At 61.0% G+C, this 18,260-nt stretch carries 15 protein-coding genes; 8 read left to right on the top strand and 7 right to left on the bottom strand.

The window, feature by feature from the left end:
• Positions 1–200 precede the first annotated feature (200 nt).
• On the top strand, positions 201–1,490 hold the full coding sequence (locus J5278_RS09675) for a TadE/TadG family type IV pilus assembly protein (RefSeq protein ID WP_209183882.1): 1,290 nt from the start codon (positions 201–203) through the stop codon (positions 1,488–1,490).
• Positions 1,491–1,544: 54 nt separating this feature from the next.
• Here the strand turns inward: J5278_RS09675 and gor are convergent, their stop codons facing one another.
• The 3 genes from gor to rpiA form a co-directional block, all read right to left on the bottom strand.
• Positions 1,545–2,930 carry a glutathione-disulfide reductase gene (gor, locus tag J5278_RS09670; protein ID WP_209183883.1) on the bottom strand — a complete coding sequence of 462 codons (1,386 nt, stop codon included), beginning with the start codon at positions 2,928–2,930 and terminating at the stop codon, positions 1,545–1,547.
• A gap of 120 nt (positions 2,931–3,050) precedes the next feature.
• Complete coding sequence (locus J5278_RS09665; RefSeq protein ID WP_142822940.1) at positions 3,051–3,638, bottom strand: DUF2059 domain-containing protein; 588 nt, start codon at positions 3,636–3,638, stop codon at positions 3,051–3,053.
• A gap of 4 nt (positions 3,639–3,642) precedes the next feature.
• Positions 3,643–4,350 (bottom strand): ribose-5-phosphate isomerase RpiA, encoded by a 708-nt coding sequence (gene rpiA, locus J5278_RS09660; protein ID WP_209183884.1) that lies wholly within the window; start codon positions 4,348–4,350, stop codon positions 3,643–3,645.
• 210 nt (positions 4,351–4,560) lie between these two features.
• Here rpiA and J5278_RS09655 point away from each other — a divergent pair, with 210 nt between their 5' ends.
• Positions 4,561–5,238: an HAD family hydrolase gene (locus J5278_RS09655; RefSeq protein WP_257623359.1), complete on the top strand. Its 678-nt coding sequence runs from the start codon at positions 4,561–4,563 to the stop codon at positions 5,236–5,238.
• 69 nt (positions 5,239–5,307) lie between these two features.
• Here J5278_RS09655 and J5278_RS09650 read toward each other — a convergent pair whose 3' ends face one another.
• Positions 5,308–7,125: a murein L,D-transpeptidase gene (locus tag J5278_RS09650; protein ID WP_209184121.1), complete on the bottom strand. Its 1,818-nt coding sequence runs from the start codon at positions 7,123–7,125 to the stop codon at positions 5,308–5,310.
• A 503-nt stretch (positions 7,126–7,628) separates the two neighbouring features.
• On the opposite strand from J5278_RS09650, the gene fumC reads away from it, so the two are divergent.
• Positions 7,629–9,020 (top strand): class II fumarate hydratase, encoded by a 1,392-nt coding sequence (fumC, locus tag J5278_RS09645; RefSeq protein WP_209183886.1) that lies wholly within the window; start codon positions 7,629–7,631, stop codon positions 9,018–9,020.
• A gap of 269 nt (positions 9,021–9,289) precedes the next feature.
• Positions 9,290–10,354 (top strand): GGDEF domain-containing protein, encoded by a 1,065-nt coding sequence (locus J5278_RS09640; protein WP_209183887.1) that lies wholly within the window; start codon positions 9,290–9,292, stop codon positions 10,352–10,354.
• A gap of 19 nt (positions 10,355–10,373) precedes the next feature.
• Here J5278_RS09640 and J5278_RS09635 read toward each other — a convergent pair whose 3' ends face one another.
• Both J5278_RS09635 and J5278_RS09630 read right to left on the bottom strand, forming a co-directional pair.
• On the bottom strand, positions 10,374–11,564 hold the full coding sequence (locus tag J5278_RS09635) for a low temperature requirement protein A (RefSeq protein WP_209183888.1): 1,191 nt from the start codon (positions 11,562–11,564) through the stop codon (positions 10,374–10,376).
• Positions 11,565–11,586: 22 nt separating this feature from the next.
• Positions 11,587–11,958 carry a gamma-butyrobetaine hydroxylase-like domain-containing protein gene (locus J5278_RS09630; RefSeq protein ID WP_209183889.1) on the bottom strand — a complete coding sequence of 124 codons (372 nt, stop codon included), beginning with the start codon at positions 11,956–11,958 and terminating at the stop codon, positions 11,587–11,589.
• Positions 11,959–12,067: 109 nt separating this feature from the next.
• Here J5278_RS09630 and moaA point away from each other — a divergent pair, with 109 nt between their 5' ends.
• The 4 genes from moaA (at position 12,068) to mobB (ending at position 15,402) form a co-directional block, all read left to right on the top strand.
• The gene (moaA, locus tag J5278_RS09625) at positions 12,068–13,141 is read left to right on the top strand and encodes a GTP 3',8-cyclase MoaA (RefSeq protein WP_247749097.1); all 1,074 of its coding nucleotides are present in this window, start codon (positions 12,068–12,070) and stop codon (positions 13,139–13,141) included.
• Positions 13,142–13,322: 181 nt separating this feature from the next.
• Positions 13,323–14,234, top strand: a complete 912-nt coding sequence (locus J5278_RS09620; RefSeq protein WP_209183891.1) for a DMT family transporter — start codon at positions 13,323–13,325, stop codon at positions 14,232–14,234.
• 17 nt (positions 14,235–14,251) lie between these two features.
• A complete protein-coding gene (gene mobA, locus J5278_RS09615; RefSeq protein ID WP_209183892.1) occupies positions 14,252–14,884 on the top strand; it encodes a molybdenum cofactor guanylyltransferase MobA in 633 nt (210 codons plus the stop codon).
• Positions 14,881–15,402: a molybdopterin-guanine dinucleotide biosynthesis protein B gene (mobB, locus tag J5278_RS09610; protein ID WP_209183893.1), complete on the top strand. Its 522-nt coding sequence runs from the start codon at positions 14,881–14,883 to the stop codon at positions 15,400–15,402. Before mobA ends, mobB begins: the two co-directional genes overlap by 4 nt.
• A gap of 319 nt (positions 15,403–15,721) precedes the next feature.
• Here the strand turns inward: mobB and J5278_RS09605 are convergent, their stop codons facing one another.
• Complete coding sequence (locus J5278_RS09605; protein ID WP_209187478.1) at positions 15,722–17,965, bottom strand: OmpA family protein; 2,244 nt, start codon at positions 17,963–17,965, stop codon at positions 15,722–15,724.
• Positions 17,966–18,260 lie beyond the last annotated feature (295 nt).

Below are 18,260 nucleotides of genomic sequence, written 5' to 3'. Positions count from 1 at the left end.
AAGCGCGGCTTATATCCCTTTGCGTGCGACTTGCATAGCGGGGCTACTCTCTGCGCGTTCCGATGCAGATTTTAACCGAATACAAACCACGGCAATTGCCGGATTGTTGATGAAACTACCCTATAAAGCGCGCAAACGCCGCGACGATGATAGCCGCGACCGATCGCCATGACGGCAAAGCTGCGAACGGGCTATCGACGATGCGCATTCAAAACCTCTGGAAAGACAGATCCGGCAACTTCGGCATCATGACGGCACTGCTGCTTGTGCCCATCGTCGGCACCGCGGGCATGGCCGTGGATTTCGCCAATGCGCTGAATATACGCAACCAGCTATATGCTGCAGCCGACGCCGCTGCCGTCGGTTCTCTGGCCGAAAAATCGGCTGGCGTGACCGCTGCCATGGGGATGACATCGGATGGCACCGTCGCGGTTGCCCAGACCGATGCGAATTCGCTGTTCTTTGCCCAGAACAGCGCGGCACTCACCAGCAGCAACGTCAAGGTCGCCATCGCAGTCACCAAGACCGGCAACACGCTTCAGTCGAATGTCAGCTTCACGGCAACAGTGCCGACGACGTTCCTGCACGTAATCGGTCAGGACACCATCTCCATCGCAGGCAAGGCCACGGCGCAAAACCAGACGCAGACCTACATGGATTTCTACATCCTGATCGACAACACCCCATCCATGGGCGTTGGCGCGACGCCTACCGATGTGGCGCTTATGGAGGGCAACACCCCTGACAAGTGCGCTTTTGCCTGCCACGAAACCGGCGTGAACGACGGCAAGGATTACTATACGCTCGCCAAGAGGCTGAATGTGAAGAAGCGGATCGACGTCGTCCGCGAAGCCACAATGAGCTTGACGTCCACCGCCAAGACGCAACGGACCATCGATAACCAGTATCGAATGGCAGTTTATACCTTTGGCAAATCAGCGGATGAGGCATGGCTGACAACGATATCGCCGCTGATTTCCGACATGGACAGTGTTCAGGACCTTACAAGTAAGGTCGACCTGATGACAACCGTCGGACAAAACTACAAAAGCGATGCGCAGACCAGTTTCGACACGGCCCTGACAACCTTGAATACCACAATCCCGACACCGGGAAATGGCTACACCAGCAGCAGCCCCCAGAAGACCTTGTTCTTCGTGACGGACGGCGTCGGCGACAGCATAAAGCCGGTCGGCTGCACTGCACCGTTGGATGGTAACCGCTGCCAGGAGCCGATCGACACATCTTTCTGTACGCCCCTGAAGAACCGCGGCGTCAAGATAGCCATTCTTTATACGACCTATCTGCCGTTGCCGAATAATGATTGGTACATGCGGTGGATCAATCCGTTTAGCAAGCAGATCCCTGCCAAGCTGCAGAGCTGCGCGTCACCCGGCCTCTATTTCGAGGTCAGTCCGACCCAAGGCATCAGCGATGCCATGAATGCGCTGTTTATGCGGGTGGTCAACGGGTCCAGGCTGACGAGCTGATACCAGGTAAACTGGAGGCGAGCGCGAGATAGCGCGCTCCCTCCATAATCTTGATCAGACGCGCACGCCGTTCTTGATCAGATAGCTCGGCGTATACATCGTCACCAGCTCTTCGGACGCAGTCGGGTGGACGGCCATGGTGCGATCGAAATCGTCCTTGGTGCAGCCGGCCTTCAATGTGATGCCGAGCAGCTGCGCCATCTCGCCGGCATCGTGGCCGAGAATGTGGGCGCCGACCACCTTGCGGTCGGCCGCATTGACGATCAGCTTCATGATGCTCTTTTCGGCCCGCCCCGATAGCGTCGCCTTCATCGGCCGGAACTGGGCGCGATAGACTTCAAGCGCCTCATATTTTTTAGCGGCCTCCTCCTCGCTCAGGCCGACGGTGCCGATTTCAGGCTGCGAGAACACGGCGGTGGCGATCAGCTGGTGATCCGGCTTGGTGGGATTGTTCTTGTATTCGGTCTCGATGAAGCACATCGCCTCGTGAATGGCGACCGGCGTCAGTTGTACCCGATCGGTGACGTCGCCGAGTGCAAAGATGTTTGGCACCGAGGTGCGCGAGTATTCGTCGACGACGATGGCGCCACGACCGTCGACCTTGACGCCGGCGGCCTCCAGCCCGAGCCCCTTGGTGTGGGGATCGCGGCCAAGCGCCAGCATCACCGTGTCGACGCTCAGCGTATCGCCCTGCTTCGTGCGGGCCTGCAGGCCCTCCGCCGTCCTAGTGACTTCCTCGATGACATCATGGCAGCGGATCTTGATGCCCTTGGCGACCATTGCCTCATGCAGGCCCTGGCGCATGTCGTTGTCGAAACGCGACAGGATCTCGGCGCCGCGATAGATCAGCGTCGTATCGACGCCGAGGCCATGGAAGATATTGGCGAATTCGACGGCGATGTAGCCGCCGCCGGCAATCAGGATCGACTTCGGCAGCGTCTTCAGGTCGAACGCCTCGTTCGAGGAAATGCAGAACTCGTGGCCCGGAAGCGACTGGTGCGCATTCGGCATTCCGCCGACGGCGATGACGATGCGCTCGGCAGTCACCGTCTGGCCGGTCTTGGTGAGGCGCACGGTATGGGCATCGACGAGCTCGGCGCGGCTGTCGTATATCTCGGCCTTGGCATTATCGAGGCCCTTGCGGTAAAGCCCTTCGAGACGGGTGATTTCCCTGTCCTTGGCCTCGACCAGCTTGCTCCAGTCGAACGTGCTCTTGCCGACAGTCCAGCCGAACCCTTCCGCATCCTCGAAATGCTCGTGGAACTGCGAGGCGTAGACGAACAGCTTTTTAGGAACGCAGCCACGGATGACGCAGGTCCCGCCATACCGGAATTCCTCGGCAATCCCGACTTTCTTGCCAAGCGACGCCGCGACGCGGGCGCTGCGCACGCCGCCGGAGCCTCCACCGATGACGAAAAGATCAAAATCGAATGACGGCATGGGAGCTCCTGGAATTTCTATGCCGGCGAGCCGGCTGGATCGATGCTGATATAGGAATACCGGCGATAAAAAGAAAAGCCCGGATGAACCGGGCTTTGGAATAACAGATATGCGAAGCGATTAGGGCTTCGGAGCAGGTGCCGGCTTTGCAGCAGGTGCCTTGGCAGCCGGAGCCGGTGCGGCGTCGGCAACTGGCGGAGCCGGCGGAACCTTGACGATCTTCTCGAGTGCCTTGTTGCTCTGGTTGGCGAGGTCACGCGAAATGCCCTGTCCCCAGATGTCGGCAGCCTTGTAGAGTTCGCGTGTGGCGATCGGGCCATCCTTCAGCAGCTTCTTGCCCGCTTCCGAATTGTAGAAGTCGGCCATTGCCTTTAGTTCTTCGGTTGTGAACGACTTGGCATAGGTTGCAGCCGCTTCCTTCTCGAGGTCGGCGCGGCGGGCAGCAAGCGCGAGCGCCTGCTGGTCGACGGTCGAGCTGATGGCTTCCTGGAAATTCGGGTTGGCCTGGATCATCGTGCTTTTCAGCTGCTCGGCCAGCGTCGGCAGGATGGAATCGAACTGATTGGTGATGCCGAGCGCGTTGATCGCGGCACGGGCAGCCTTCATCTGTTCTTCGGAGATTTCCTGCGCGCTGACTGAACCGAACGCCATGCCGGAAAGAAGAACGGTTGCAGCGGCCAGGCGGCCGAAACCCGCTATTTTGATCATGTGTTCAATCTCCTGTATGATGCGCGTGAAGCGTGTGCGCGCCTGCCGGGCCGGCAATGACCGCAAGCGTCGCCAAGTTGATAAAGAGCCCGTGTTCGACAACGCCGGGTATGGAATGAAGTGCGGCTGATAGCGCCTCTGCATCAGCAATGCGGCCAAAAGATGCATCGAGGATGTAGTGCCCGCCATCGGTCGTAAAAGTCTGGTCGCCCGCTTGGCGCAATGCCAGGGCGCCGGATAACCCAAGTCTGGCCGCAGCCTTTTCGATCATCAGCCGCGTTGCCGTCAGCCCGAAGATGTTGACCTCGATGGGCAATGGAAATGCACCCAGGGTTTCGACAAGCTTGCTCTCGTCGGCAATGACGATCATTCGGCCGGATGCGGCAGCGACGATCTTTTCGCGCAGCAGCGCGCCGCCACCGCCCTTGATCAGTCGCAAGCTGTGGTCGAGTTCGTCGGCGCCGTCGATGGTCAGGTCCAGTTCCGGGCGCTCGTCCAGTGATTTGAGCGGCACGCCCAGCTCCATGCAGAGCCGCGCCGTGCGCTCGGATGTCGGAATGCCTTCGATCCGCAATCCGTCGGCGACCTTTTCGGCAAGCAGCCTGACGAATTCCTCAGCGGTGGTGCCGGTGCCGACGCCAAGCCGCATGCCGCTCTCGACATAATCGAGAGCCACTGCCGCAGCTTTGATCTTCATTTCGCGGGCGTCCATGCGCCACGTGCTCCCACCGTTTCGATGGAGTGCTGTTTACACGGCCCGCTTGGCAAACGGAAGCCAAAATTCGGCGGTGCGGAAGAATTGCGGCGGCATCCCGAGAGGCGCGCAAGAGGCAGCCGGAGTTCGCCGGCGTTGCATTGGCAGACGCGATCTTTTACTGGAAAGGCTCGTTTTTCCCTCCCCGTTAGCCAAGGCGGTCTGCCCGTGAAAACTCCCACTGTAGTCTTCGATCTCGATGGAACGCTGGTCGATACCGCGCCGGATCTCGTCGCCAGCCTCAACCATACGATCGCCGCCCTCGACCTCCAGCCGGTCGGCTATAACGACCTCAGCTATCTGGTAGGCCACGGTGCAAAAACTATGATCGAGCGGGCCTGCAAGCTCGGCGGTTACGATCTCGAGGAAAAGGACATGCCGCCTCTGATGGAGCGCTTCATTGACTTCTACGGCAAGACCATGCCGGGCGACAGCAAGCCTTATCCCGGTCTCGTCGCCGCCCTGGACCGCCTAAGGGCCGAAGGCTTCGCGCTTGCTGTCTGCACCAACAAGATGGAGGCGCTGGCTGTCACCCTGCTCCAGAAGCTACGCCTCGACCACTACTTCGCAACCATCGTTGGCGGCGATACCTTCCCTGTCCGCAAGCCTGACGGCCAGCATATCCTCGGCACCATCGACAAGGCTGGCGGCGATGCGACGCGGGCAATCATGGTCGGCGACAGCATCAACGACATCCTCGCCGCCCGCAATGCCGCAGTTCCGTCGATCGCCGTGCCCTTCGGCTACTCAGACGTGGAGATCGCAAGCCTGTCTCCAAACCATATCATCCAGCACTACGAAGAACTGACGCCCGAACTGGTCACAAGGCTGCTCGCAACGCGCTGAGGCATATCTCCGAAACGAAACAGGCGACCCGAGGGCCGCCTGTCGAAAGTAATTGTCCGAGGGACGCGATCAGATCTGCGCTTCGCGGACCTTGGTCGTCGTAGCGAACGCCTTCATCGTGTAGGTGTCGCGATCGTAGACATCGTCGAAGTAGCGAACGACGCCATCCTTGTCCGGCCACGCCGTGAAGTAGGCGATGTAGACCGGGAAGCGCTGCGGCACGGGCACGGCCTTGTTCTCGCCGGTGGCGATCTGCTTGGCGACATCGGCAACAGTCGTGTTCAGCACTGCCGCTGCCATGGCGCGCGGATCGGCCAAGCGGACGCAGCCGTGGCTGAGGGCGCGCATGTCCTTCTTGAAGAAGCTCTTCGACGGCGTATCATGCATGTAGATCGCATGGCTGTTCGGGAACAGGATCTTCAGTTCGCCCAGCGCATTGTCGCTGCTCGGCGGCTGGCGCACGGCAATGTTGGTGGTCGATCCGTACCAGTCGACGCTGGACGAAGGGACGGCGCGACCGTTGACCTCGACCTGGTAGCCGGTCTTGTCGAGATAGTTCGGATCGGCCCTGAGCTTCGGCAGCATCTCGTTGACGATGATCGACTGCGGCACGCCCCAGTACGGGTTGAACTCGACGGTCTGGATCTGGTTCTCGAAGAAGTTCGTCTGGTGCCCCTTGGCACCGACGACGACGCGCATCGACAACGCTTCCTTGTTGTCGTTGTAGTAGTAGACCATGAAGGCCGGCTGGTTGATGAAGACGTAGCGCGGGCCGAGCTGGTCCGGCAGCCAGCGAAGCTGTTCCATGGCGATGGTCAGCTTCTGCAGCTTGGCATCGCTGTTTTCCCCGACGATCGCACGAACGGTCGACTGGCCGATGACGCCATCGGCCGTCAGGCCTTTTTCCTTCTGGAACGCTTCGACCAGCGAAACCAGTTCCGGCGTGTACAACGGCGTCTGCTGATAGGACGAGAACACGTCGGCATGAGATGTCGTCAACGCATCGGAACCCTTGAGCTGGATGCCCTTGACGATGTTGGCGATCTGCGGCGAGGTATCGCCGGGCTTGATGATGCCGCTGAGGGTAATCGCGACGCGGTTGGCATCGTTGGTAGTCTCGGCCTTCAACCGGGCATATTCAGCCTTCAGGGCATCGAACTGCGGGTTCTGCGGGCTGCGGCTGTTGAGGTAGGCAGTGACGTCAGGGCTGAGCGACAGGTTGCCCAGCACGGGCATCAGGTTGACGTCCTTGCGCTTGAAGTCGTGATAGCCGGACAGCTTGTTCGGATCGATGCGGCCGCGCTGGTTGTCCTGCACGAAGGCGAGAACCTTGGCCGACAGCGCCAGTTCGAACTGAGTCAGCGCCCGGTCACGGTCGGCAGGATTGACGCTGCCCTCGTCGATGACGGGAACGGCAACCTTGTAGTCGTCGGGATCGAGACCGATGAGATCGGCCTGCGCCAGCACAGCCATGGCGGCCTTGGCCTTCTCGGACACCGCGTTATCGGCAACCCAGACCATCGGCTTCTTGCTGTCGGCGTAATAGTCCTCCAGAGCCTTGGCGACATCGTTGGTCGCCGACACCCGGGCTTCGGTGAGATAACGACGCTGGGCGCTGGACGGGTCGACTGCGACAGGAGCAGAAGACACATCGGCAACGGCACCGGTGACCACCGGATCCGCGAATTTGCTCGTTGCGACCAGGCGCATCGGCTCGGGCTTGTAGGTGTAGTAGGTCGGCGAGCTGACCTTCGGAGCCGGGCCACCACCACCCGCACCTTCTCTGGGGACGGGAGCAATCGGCATGCTCGGAGGCAGGATCTGATTGCTGTCAACCTGCTGCTGCGACCGACCCTTGCCGCCACGAATGAAATCCATCAGCGTCATGGCATGCGCAGACGTGCCAACGATCGTCAGGCCACAGGATAGTGCCAGGACGGATGCTGCTGCTTTCGTCAGAAATGTCGTTCTCAATTCAGTCCCCTGTCATGGGTGTGTCGGACAGCCCGAGCTCATGTCAAATAATTCAGCGATACTAGAAGATCGGGCGGTGAATTGGAAGAAAACCACCCGGTCGGAACGACGCACGAATACTTGCTTTTCGCATGGGATTCGGCCGCGTCGAACGCTCAGAAGTTCACACAAAATTATGAAATTATTGGTTAATTTTTTGTGGAATTTTGCGTTGCAATTGAGGCGTAAAAATCGGCCGAAAAACATTGGCAAGGCGCGTGATATAAATAGCACGGGAATTTGCGGCCTGGAAAGATCGAGTCGACGCAACTTTCAGGAGACTTCTCTTTGCTGTTTTCTTACCGGCGGATCGGCCTTATAACAACGCGGATTTTCGAACGGAGCGGCAGCTCCACGGTCCCACGAAAGGCAGCAGAATGACTTCCACCCGTAAGGAAACCGACACGTTTGGCGCGATCGACGTTGCCAGCGACCGGTACTGGGGCGCACAGGCGCAGCGCTCGCTCGGCAACTTCAAGATTGGCTGGGAAAAGCAGCCGATGTCGATCGTCCGCGCGCTGGGCATCGTCAAGCAGGCAGCCGCCCGCGCCAATATGCAGCTCGGCGGGCTCGACGCCGATCTCGGTAAAGTGATCGTCGCCGCCGCGCAGGAAGTCATCGACGGCAAGCTCGATGCGCATTTCCCGCTGGTCGTCTGGCAGACCGGCTCCGGCACCCAGTCGAACATGAATGCCAACGAAGTGGTTTCCAACCGGGCAATCGAAATGCTCGGCGGCGTCATGGGCTCGAAGAAGCCGGTGCATCCGAACGATCACGTCAACATGAGCCAGTCGTCCAACGACACCTATCCGACGGCGATGCATGTCGCCTGCGCCGAGCAGATCGTCCACCACCTGCTGCCGGGCCTGCGCCACCTGCACGAGGCTCTGGAAGCCAAGGTCAAGGCTTTTGCCCACATCATCAAGATCGGCCGCACCCACACGCAGGATGCCACGCCGCTGACGCTCGGCCAGGAATTTTCCGGCTATGCAGCCCAGGTCGGCTCGGCCATCAAGCGTATCGAACTGACGCTGCCCGGTCTCTATGAACTCGCCCAGGGCGGCACGGCCGTCGGCACCGGCCTTAATGCACCGATCGGCTTTGCCGAGAAAGTTGCCGAAGAGATCGCGGCGATCACCGGCCTGCCCTTCGTCACCGCGCCTAACAAGTTCGAGGCGCTGGCCGCCCACGATGCCATGGTATTCGCCCACGGCGCCATCGCGGCTGCTGCCGCCGCCCTGTTCAAGATCGCCAACGACATCCGCTTCCTCGGCTCCGGCCCACGCGCCGGTCTGGGCGAACTGTCGCTGCCGGAAAACGAACCGGGCTCGTCGATCATGCCGGGCAAGGTCAATCCGACCCAGTCGGAAGCCCTGACACAGGTCTGCGCCCACATCTTCGGCAACAATGCCGCCATCACTTTCGCCGGCAGCCAGGGCCACTTCGAGCTCAATGTCTTCAATCCAATGATGGCCTACAATTTCCTGCAGTCCGTCCAGCTCCTCGGCGACGCCGCCGTCTCCTTCACCGACAATTGCGTCGTCGGCATCGAGGCGCGCGAGGATAACATCCGCAAGGGTGTCGAGAACTCGCTGATGCTGGTGACAGCGTTGAACGGGCGCCTCGGCTACGATGCCTGCGCCAAGATCGCAAAGACCGCCCACAAGAACGGCACCACGCTGCGCGAGGAAGCCGTTGGCGGAGGATATCTCAGCAACGAGGAGTTCGACACACTGGTTCGGCCTGAAAACATGATCGGCCCGAAGTAACATTCGGCCCTCGCATCCCGGCTTCGGCCGGGATGCCCAACGCAACCAAAACATTTAATTAGATAAATATAATATTAACTTCCGGTAGACTTTTCTTGCCAACAAAGACAAAATCTGCAACCGCACTTTCAATAATTACAATTATATTCAATAGCTTAACAGTATTCGCAGGATTTCATTACTAATTTCCAGCAAGGTTACCCTTAATCTTTTCAAAAGAAATTTAGGCTACATAAACCATAGTCATTTAAATCCTTAGGAGTTCGCCAATGAGCACGGTGATTGCGTCCAAGTCGCAAATTCCCGACGTGGCAGGACAGATCATCTATGCTATGCGAGCTATGGGCGTTGCTCCGATCCCGCGCAATTACGAGCTTTTCTACGAAGCCTATATTGGCTCCAACCCAGCTCTCACCCGTGACTTGGCAGCACTTGGCAGCAACGCCACGCAGGAAGAGATCGATCTTCTCGGCAGCCAGTATTTTTCACATTCCACACGGATCTACGACGACGCCCATTCGCGAATCATAAACGAGCTGGATGGCGTCCTGCGCACCCTGAAGCAGGAACAGACATCGCTTTCCAGCTACAACAAGCTCCTCGGCGAAACCTTCGCCCGTATCACCTCGAAGACCGCCAACAGCGCCGACCTGCTGCGCAATGCGATTGACATGCTGACCGAAGCCACCGGCGACACTATGGCGCGCGGCGAAAAGACGGTTGAGGATGTTGCCCAGCGCTCTCAGGAGATGGATCAGGTTCGCAAGGAACTCGACGAATATAAGCGCATCGCCAACACCGATTCCCTGACGCGCCTCTCCAACCGCCGCGCCTTCGATGACCGCCTCGCATCGGTGTTCGACAATCCGATGGCTAAGTCCGTCACGGCGCTGGTGTTATGCGACATCGACAATTTCAAGAAGGTCAACGACAACTTCGGCCATCCGGTCGGCGACAAGATCCTGGCGACAGTCGCGTCAGTAATCCGCGCCAACGTCCGTCGTGACGTCTTCGTTGCCCGCACCGGCGGCGAGGAATTCGCCCTGATCATCGATGGCAATACGGCTGACGAGGTGATGGCGATCTGCGAGCGGATCCGCCGCACTCTCGAATCGACCCCCTTCCGCAATTCGCGCACCCGCGTCGACTACGGGCCGATCACCATGTCGCTTGGCGTCTGCATGGCGTCGGAAGCGAAGGATCCGGGCGAACTCTACAGCAACACCGATATCGCGCTCTATCAGGCCAAAAATTCCGGACGCAACTGCACGTCGCAATATCAGAGCGGCATGCAGAAGGATTTCAGCAAGAGCTGGCTGATCTACAAGAACTGAGCCTCGATACCGAGGCCGGTCAGCGCTGCCGCAAGGTCTGTGAACTGTGCCGCAGCGACACGAATTCCCACAGCGCCACCCCTACAAGAATGCCGGTCGCAAGGATTGCCAGGTCGAACCTGTCGACCCGCGACGCGAGCATCATCGACAGCAGCAGAACAGCAATACCAACAAGATGCGACAGCGGCGGACGGTTGCCGGTGGTCGCCTTGAACCAGAGATTACCGCATAGGAAAATCAGCGGGCCACCGAGGATAGCGCCGGCAACGCCTAGGTCCGCCACATCGTCCGGATGCGTCAGGGCGAGCTTGTTGGCGACCACGGTGACGATAATACCGGCGAGAATAGGGATATGCGCGTAGGTGAACGCCTGCCTCGCGAGACTGCCGGGCAACTCGGCATGCTCAATCCGATGGGCGGCACGCTCGTGGCCGAACTGGAAGTAGATCCACCACATCGCCACAGTGCCGGCGAAAACGCAAACGAGCATCATCATGCTCTGCGGCACGAGCGGCATCTCGGAGAAGGTCTCCCCGGCCTCGAGAATGGCCTCGCCGAGGCAGATGATGATGAACAGCGCGCAGCGTTCCGCCAGGTGTGCGCCCGAGACGTTCCAGTCCGCAGGCGTCGAGCGCCCGAGGCCCGGCACCAAGAAACCGGCGGCTGGTGCTGCATATTCGATCGCCAGCGCTACCAGCCAGCACACCAGCCGTACCTCTCCCTCTTCCAGGCCACCGGCGATCCAGAAGACGCCGGACAACAACAGCCAGACGGTGATGCGCAGGAAATTGCGGTGATTGGAGGGGGCGGCGTGGCGCAGCGCGTAGACCGCGAACAGCGAGCGCCCTACCTGCATGAACACGAATGCGCCCGCAAACATCAGGCCCTTCTCGCCGAACGCCTCGGGGATCGATGCCGAGAGAATCAACCCGGCGAGCATCAGCACGAACAGCATCACCCGCACCGGCTGCCGGTCCGGATCGAGCCAGTTGGTGACCCAGGTTGTGAATATCCACACCCACCAGACGGCGAGCGTCAGCAGCAGCGCCTGAAGTACGCCGAGCACGGTGAAATGCTCGTAAAGCGCATGGGCGAGCTGAGATATCGAGAACACAAACACGAGGTCGAAAAACAACTCGACGAACGAGACCCGGTGCTCGTTCCGGCTCCCCTTCTGACGTAACCATCCATCCGCTTTACGACCGGTCATACTCTATCCCCACCTGATGTTCTCAGTGCTGGCCGACCCTGTCGCGACTCAGGCCTTTGTCGGCCAGTTCGCTCTCGTAGGCTGCCATCAGCGCCGGCCCATTCTCACCCAGCTCTCGCAGATAGGTCCAAGTGAAAATGCCGGTGTCGTGAAGGTCGTCGAAGCCGATGCGGACCGCATAATTTCCGGTTGGCGTAATCGTCATGATGCCGACATCGCGCTTGCCGGCAACGGTCACCTTCTGGCCGGGTCCGTGCCCCTGAACCTCGGCAGACGGGGATGTCACCCGCATCAGTTCGGCCGGAATGTCGAAACTGGCGCCATCGTTGAAAGTCACCAGCAATCGTTGCCGATCCTTCGATACCCGCAACTCGGTCGGCCAAATCCCGCTCATACTGCGCCCCACTCTTTGCTACAACCGCAGGACTAGGCTGCGGCCGCACCGCGCGCAAGACTCTTTTCTCGAGCATTTGCCTTGACGCAACAAGCCAGTCGTCCCAGTTATGTTCAATCACGGAGATATATTTGTGAACAGCATCGTCGGCACTATCGCCAGCGCCTCTCCACTTTCGGCAAGCCCTTCCTCCATGATCGACCCCTTCGGTCGGATGGTCAGTTACCTGCGCGTTTCCGTGACGGACCGCTGCGACTTCCGCTGCACCTATTGCATGGCGGAAAACATGACGTTCCTGCCGAAGAAGGACCTTCTGACGCTGGAAGAGCTGGACCGGCTCTGTTCGGCATTCATCGCCAAGGGCGTGCGCAAGATCCGGCTCACCGGCGGCGAACCACTCGTCCGCAAGAACATCATGCAGCTGATCCGCAGCCTCGGCGACAAGGTCAAGTCCGGCGCGCTGGAGGAGCTGACGCTGACCACCAACGGCTCGCAGCTCGCCCGTTTCGCAGACGAGCTTTACGCCTGCGGCGTGCGCCGTATCAACGTTTCGCTCGACACGCTGGATGCCGACAAGTTCAAGGAAATCACCCGCTGGGGCGATATCGCCCGGGTGATGGAAGGTATCGATGCCGCCCTTGCCGCCGGCCTCAAGATCAAGCTCAATGCCGTCGCGCTGAAAGGCTTCAACGAAACGGAAATTCCCGACCTGCTGCGGTTTGCCCATGCACGCGGCATGGACCTCACCGTCATCGAGACGATGCCGATGGGCGAGATCGAGGAAGACCGCACTGATCGGTATCTTCCCTTATCCAAGGTGAAGTCGGATCTGGAAAAGCAGTTTACCCTGACTGATATCGGCTATCGCACCGGCGGCCCTGCCCGCTATGTCACCGTCGAGGAAACCGGCGGCCGGCTGGGTTTCATCACCCCGCTCACCCATAATTTCTGTGAAAGCTGCAACCGCGTCCGCCTGACCTGCACCGGCACGCTCTACATGTGTCTCGGCCAGAACGACGCCGCAGACCTGCGCGCCGCCCTTCGCGCGACCCCCGACGACGAACTCCTCAGCATGGCAATCGACGAGGCCATCCGCCGCAAGCCGAAAGGCCACGACTTCATCATCGACCGCACCCACAACCGCCCCGCCGTCGCCCGCCACATGAGCGTCACCGGCGGGTGATATTTTTCTGCACGGTCCTTCGTCCGGCTACCTGCCAGTGCCGCTCTCTGTAACCGAACTGCCGGACCCATCGGGGGATACCGCATCGCACAAACGATTTTCCCGATAACCTTTCCGTCACAGATTCCCAATCGCCGCTTTCCCGCGTAGACACTGCCACGCAAACCGGTGGAAGTGACCAATGGCCCGATCGAAGAATACGGAAGGTGCGCTGTATATGGCAGCGGCCATGGCGGCCTTTTCCTGCAGCGATGCCCTGTCCAAATCTGTCATCTCGGTCATGAATGCCGGCGAGATCATGTTGCTGCGCGGCCTGCTCACCAGCGTCATGGTCTACCTGATCGCCAGACACCTGGGCGCGCTGCGTTCGTTCAAGGTCATTGCCCAGCCGATGATCCTGCTGCGGGTGGTCTGCGAGGCGCTGGCGGCCGCTACCTACATCTCGGCGCTCGGCATGATGCCGATTGCCAATGCCTCGGCGATCATCCAGGCTTTGCCGCTGGCCGTGACGCTCGGCGCCGCATTGTTCCTGAAAGAGCCGGTCGGCTGGCGGCGCTGGTCGGCAATCACGGTCGGGTTTCTCGGCGTGCTGGTCATCGTCCGTCCCGGGCCGGAGGGTTTCACGCCGGCAGCGTTGATCGTCATCGCCAGCGTCTTCATCACCGCCGCCCGCGATCTCGCCACCCGTTGCGTCGACAAGCAGGTGCCGTCGCTGATGGTGACCGTCTGCACGGCCATCGGCGTGTCGCTGATCGGCGGCATCCTCGTCGTGCCGCTGGGCGGCTGGCATAGCCCAGGTCCGGTCGCGCTGATGCATCTGGCGCTGGCGTCGGTGATGGTGCTTGCCGGCTACCAGACGGCGATCCTTGCGATGCGCACCGGCGACATCGCCGTCGTTGCGCCGATGCGCTATCTCAGCCTGATTTTCGCAGCCCTGCTCGGCATGATATTCTTCGGCGAGATGCCTGATCTGTGGACGGCGGTCGGCGCGGCCATTGTCATCGCCTCCGGCCTCTATACTTTCTACCGCGAAAGCCGGCGCAAACACGCCAGCCAGCTGGCACAAAGATCGGATCCGCGCGTTCCCGTCTGACAGAGGAACAAGACACGATGGTGTTCGCGACAGAAAAGCTGCCCTGCGTCATCCTTGCGGGCGGCCGCTCGAGCAGGATGGGAAGCAACAAGGCATTGGCAACCGTCGGCGGCGTGCCGCTTATTGCGCACATCGTTGCCCGCATGACCCCGCAGTCGAGCGAGGTCGCCGTCAATGCGCCGCTGGACTTCGAAGGCGGCGAGGGCCTGCGCCGGGTGCCCGACACCCTCCCCGGACAATTGGGCCCGCTGGCCGGCGTGCTGGCCGCCATGCGCGATACAGAGGCGAACCATCCCGCCGCCAGCCATGTCCTGACCGTGCCGACCGATGGCCCGTTCCTGCCGACGGACCTGATGGCACGGCTTGCCGATGCCCGCCACGACGGACAGACCATCGCCATCGCCTCGTCGAGCGGCGAGCAGCACCCTATCGTTGCCCTTTGGCCGGTGTCGCTGGCCGACGAACTCGAGCGCTGGATACTTTCGGATGGAAAGCGGCGGGTGCGCGACTTCCAGCGGCGCTATCCGCTGGCCGAAGTCATCTTCCCGCTGATCCAGACGGAAAACGGCACCATCGATCCCTTTCTCAACGTCAACACACCAGAGGAACTCGCCGCCGCCGAGCTCTGGCTGCAGGCTCTGCACCGATGACAGCGCCGAAGATTTTTGGCATTGCCGGCTGGAAGAACTCCGGCAAGACGGGGCTCGCGGTCCGCCTCGTCACCGAGTTCACCCGTCGCGGCTACCGGATCTCGACGATCAAGCATGCCCACCATGACTTCGACATCGACAAGGTCGGCGCCGACAGCTTCCGTCACCGCGAGGCCGGCGCCCATGAAGTGGCGCTGGTGTCGGGCACGCGGTACGCCATCATGCACGAGATGCGCGGCGCACCGGAGCCGGGCTTCGACGAGATCCTCGCCCGCCTCGCCCCCTGCGATCTGGTTCTGGTCGAGGGCTACAAGCGCGAGCCGATCCCCAAGATCGAAGCCCGCCGGTCGGCATCGGCCAACCGCGAACCTTTGGCACCGCAGGACCCGCATATCGTCGCAATCGCCGCCGATCACGCAGTCCTCGACGACAGATTGCCCGTGTTCGACCTCGACGACACAATGGCCATCGCCGACTTCATCGCCACGACCGTCGGCCTGGAAAAGCCGAGCCCATAAAAAAGCCGCCGAATTTCTCCAGCGGCGCAGACTGATGACAAAGCTATGATCTAATAACTCTGCAGGTTACTCGGGAAATTGAGCCGGTTGTCAAACTCCCCTCATCCTCGCCCTTGTGGCGGGGATCCAGTCAGCTCAAGTCTTTGAGCTGAAAGAGTCTTTTGACCCGACAGACGTCGTGTCGCTGGATCCCCGCCACAAGGGCGAGGATGAGGGAGAGTAAGGTATCGCTCTCGTCAAACACGCTTCTTCAGGGTTTGTCATCAGTCTGAGCCGCCGGATTTCTCCGGCGGCGTATTTTCTTCATCAGGACAGGTGGTTAGCGGACGGCGACAGGGCGGACCAGCGCCGTGACGCGGCGGATGGTGACGCGGCGGTTTTCCTGCTCCGGTCCCGGCGTGTTGATCTTCAGGTACTGCTCGCCATAGCCCTGCGTCGCAAGGTTTTCGGGCGGGATGCCGTAGACGTCGGTCAGCACGTTTGCGACGGATTCGGCGCGCTGGTCCGAAAGGATCAGGTTACTCTGGGGCGTACCCACGGCATCCGTATGACCCTCGATCAGGAAGGTCTCGGTCGGATCCTTCTTGACGATACTGCCGATGGCCTCGGCAATTCCGCGCAACGTCTTTGCCTGCTCCATCGGGATTTCGGCACTGCCCGTCGCAAAGGTGATCGTATCGAGATCGATACGCCGCACCTTGTCACGAATACGAGCCGAATATCGGACCTCGTTCAGCGAATAGACACGCTCGACCGGCTCGACCGGAGGCTTGCGCAGGAAGTCGTAGTAATCCTGGTCCTGATCGGCACTGGTATCGATGATGTACTGGTTGAGCGGAATGCGCAGGCGCATCGGCGGCAGTTCATCACCGGGATCGCGGTAATAGTCGTCCTGATCCGGCGAATTCTCCAGTTCGGGCGAATAGAACAGCACGTATTCCCGGCCGCGTGCATCGATGCGCGAGCGCTGGATGATATCGCCGTAGCGATTGCGCACGGTGACGATGCGGTCGCCGTCGGGACGGTCGATCGTCTCGCGGTAACGGTCGCGGGGCAGCTGCTCGTAGACCGGGCGTTCGCCGTCACGCACGAAGCGCTGCGTATCGTCGTGCCGGACGAAGACGTTGTCGCCGAAGTTGACGATGACGCGGTTGTCCTGGCGGTCGTCGATGCGCACGCCCTGGGGCGAGACGTAATCCGGCTGCCGATCCATGCGACGACCCTGCTCGCTGGTGACGGCCTCCATCTTTACAGGTGGCGCCTGGTTGCCGCCGGCTGCACGTTGCGCGTCGGCATCGGATGTCGGCGCACGGACGTTGGCAGGTGCTGGCGGAGCAGGCTGGCCCGGTGCGGCCGCTGCCGGCTGCCCGGGAGCCGGGGGCTGGCCGGGAGCGCCCGGCTGACCTGCGCCCGGCTGGCCACGGTGACCGCGACGCGCGGCATCCTTGTCGCTGTCGAGGACGGCAGTGCCGTTCTGGACGGGCAGGATGACGGGGCCGCTGCCTGCGCCGGCAGCAGCCGGGTTCTCGGCGATCTTCTGACGACGCTGCAGTTCGGCTGGCGAAACCTGCTCGCCGGCAGTGCTGGGCGCTGCCGGTGCTGCGGCTGCCGGTGCGGCACCGTTGGCTGCAGGGGCGACGGCTGCTCCGGGTGCCGGCTTGCCGGGGGTAACCGGTTCGGTGCCTGGGGCCACCTGGCGCTGGCCAGCCGCTGCGGGTGGCTGTTCGGCGGCAGGCTTGGCAGGCGCAACGCCTTCAGCGGCCGGTGCCGGAGGCTTCTCGGCGTTCGGGGCGACCTTTTCGGCCGGCATGACGGGCTTTACGGGCTTCTCACCCGGCGTTGCAGGCGCCGGCGCTGCCTCACCATTGGCCTCTGCAGGCTTCTGGTGCTTGCCGGCTGGCGGCGGTGCAGGCGCTGCCGGCTCTGCTGCGGGGGCTTCGGCTGCCTTGGAGCGAACAGCAGGCGCTTCGGCCGCAGGCTTCCTGGTTTCGGGCTGTGCCTCTGGCTCGGCTGCCGCAGGCTTCTCGGCCTTCGGAGGCTTCGGCGCTTCCAGTTCCTGTACCTTCGGCTTTGCAGGGGCAGCTTCCGGCTCGGCAGGCTTTTCGGCCTTCGGCGGCTTCGGTGCTTCCATTTCGACGGGCTTTTCAGCCTTCGGTGGCTTCGGCGCTTCCGGTTCAGCCGGCTTCTCAGCCTTCGGCTCTACCGGCTTCTCGGCCTTCGGCTCTGGAGGCTTCTCAGCCTTGGGCTCTACCGGCTTCTCGGCTCTGGGCTCTGCGGGCTTTTCAGCCTTGGGCGCTTCGGGCTCACCATGCTTTTCGGCCTTCGGCGGCTCCTTGCCGGGCTCCTCAGCGCCGGGCTTCTTTTTCTTCTTGGGGTCCTGCTCGTCTTCCGCAGGCTCGGCTGTCGCCTGCGCTACCTCGAACGATGCAGCATTGTCCGCTTGCCGGACAGTGGTGTTGACGGTGCCGCCGACCAGCATCGCGGCGTGTACCGGCTGCAGCATCAGCGACAGGGACAGCAGCGGAAAGGCGGCACTGGCGAACAATCTTGATCTGGTACCCACGGAATTTCCTCTTCGTTTCTTGTCGTTCTGGTCTTGTCGTTATGGCGAACCGAATTTCTCGATCCGGCCGCCCTCGGGTGTCTTGTTCCGATACATTCGGGCCAATTTGCGGTCGGGCGCATCCAAAGGGTATCGGCCTTCATTTTGTTCCGCTTTTCTAAAGTCCGTGAAATGAATCCCCGATGAATGTTGCGTGCAGCCACCGTTCACATGGCCTCCGGGCGCGGAAACTGTGCACTGCATCATCGACAGATGATTCCGGTTGCAATTCTCTCGAAAAGAGGAAAATTATCTC

The sequence above is a fragment of the Rhizobium sp. B21/90 genome (assembly GCF_019355815.1).
In the GTDB taxonomy this organism is placed as follows: domain Bacteria; phylum Pseudomonadota; class Alphaproteobacteria; order Rhizobiales; family Rhizobiaceae; genus Rhizobium; species Rhizobium rhododendri.
This window is presented reverse-complemented; position numbering and strand designations above follow the sequence as displayed.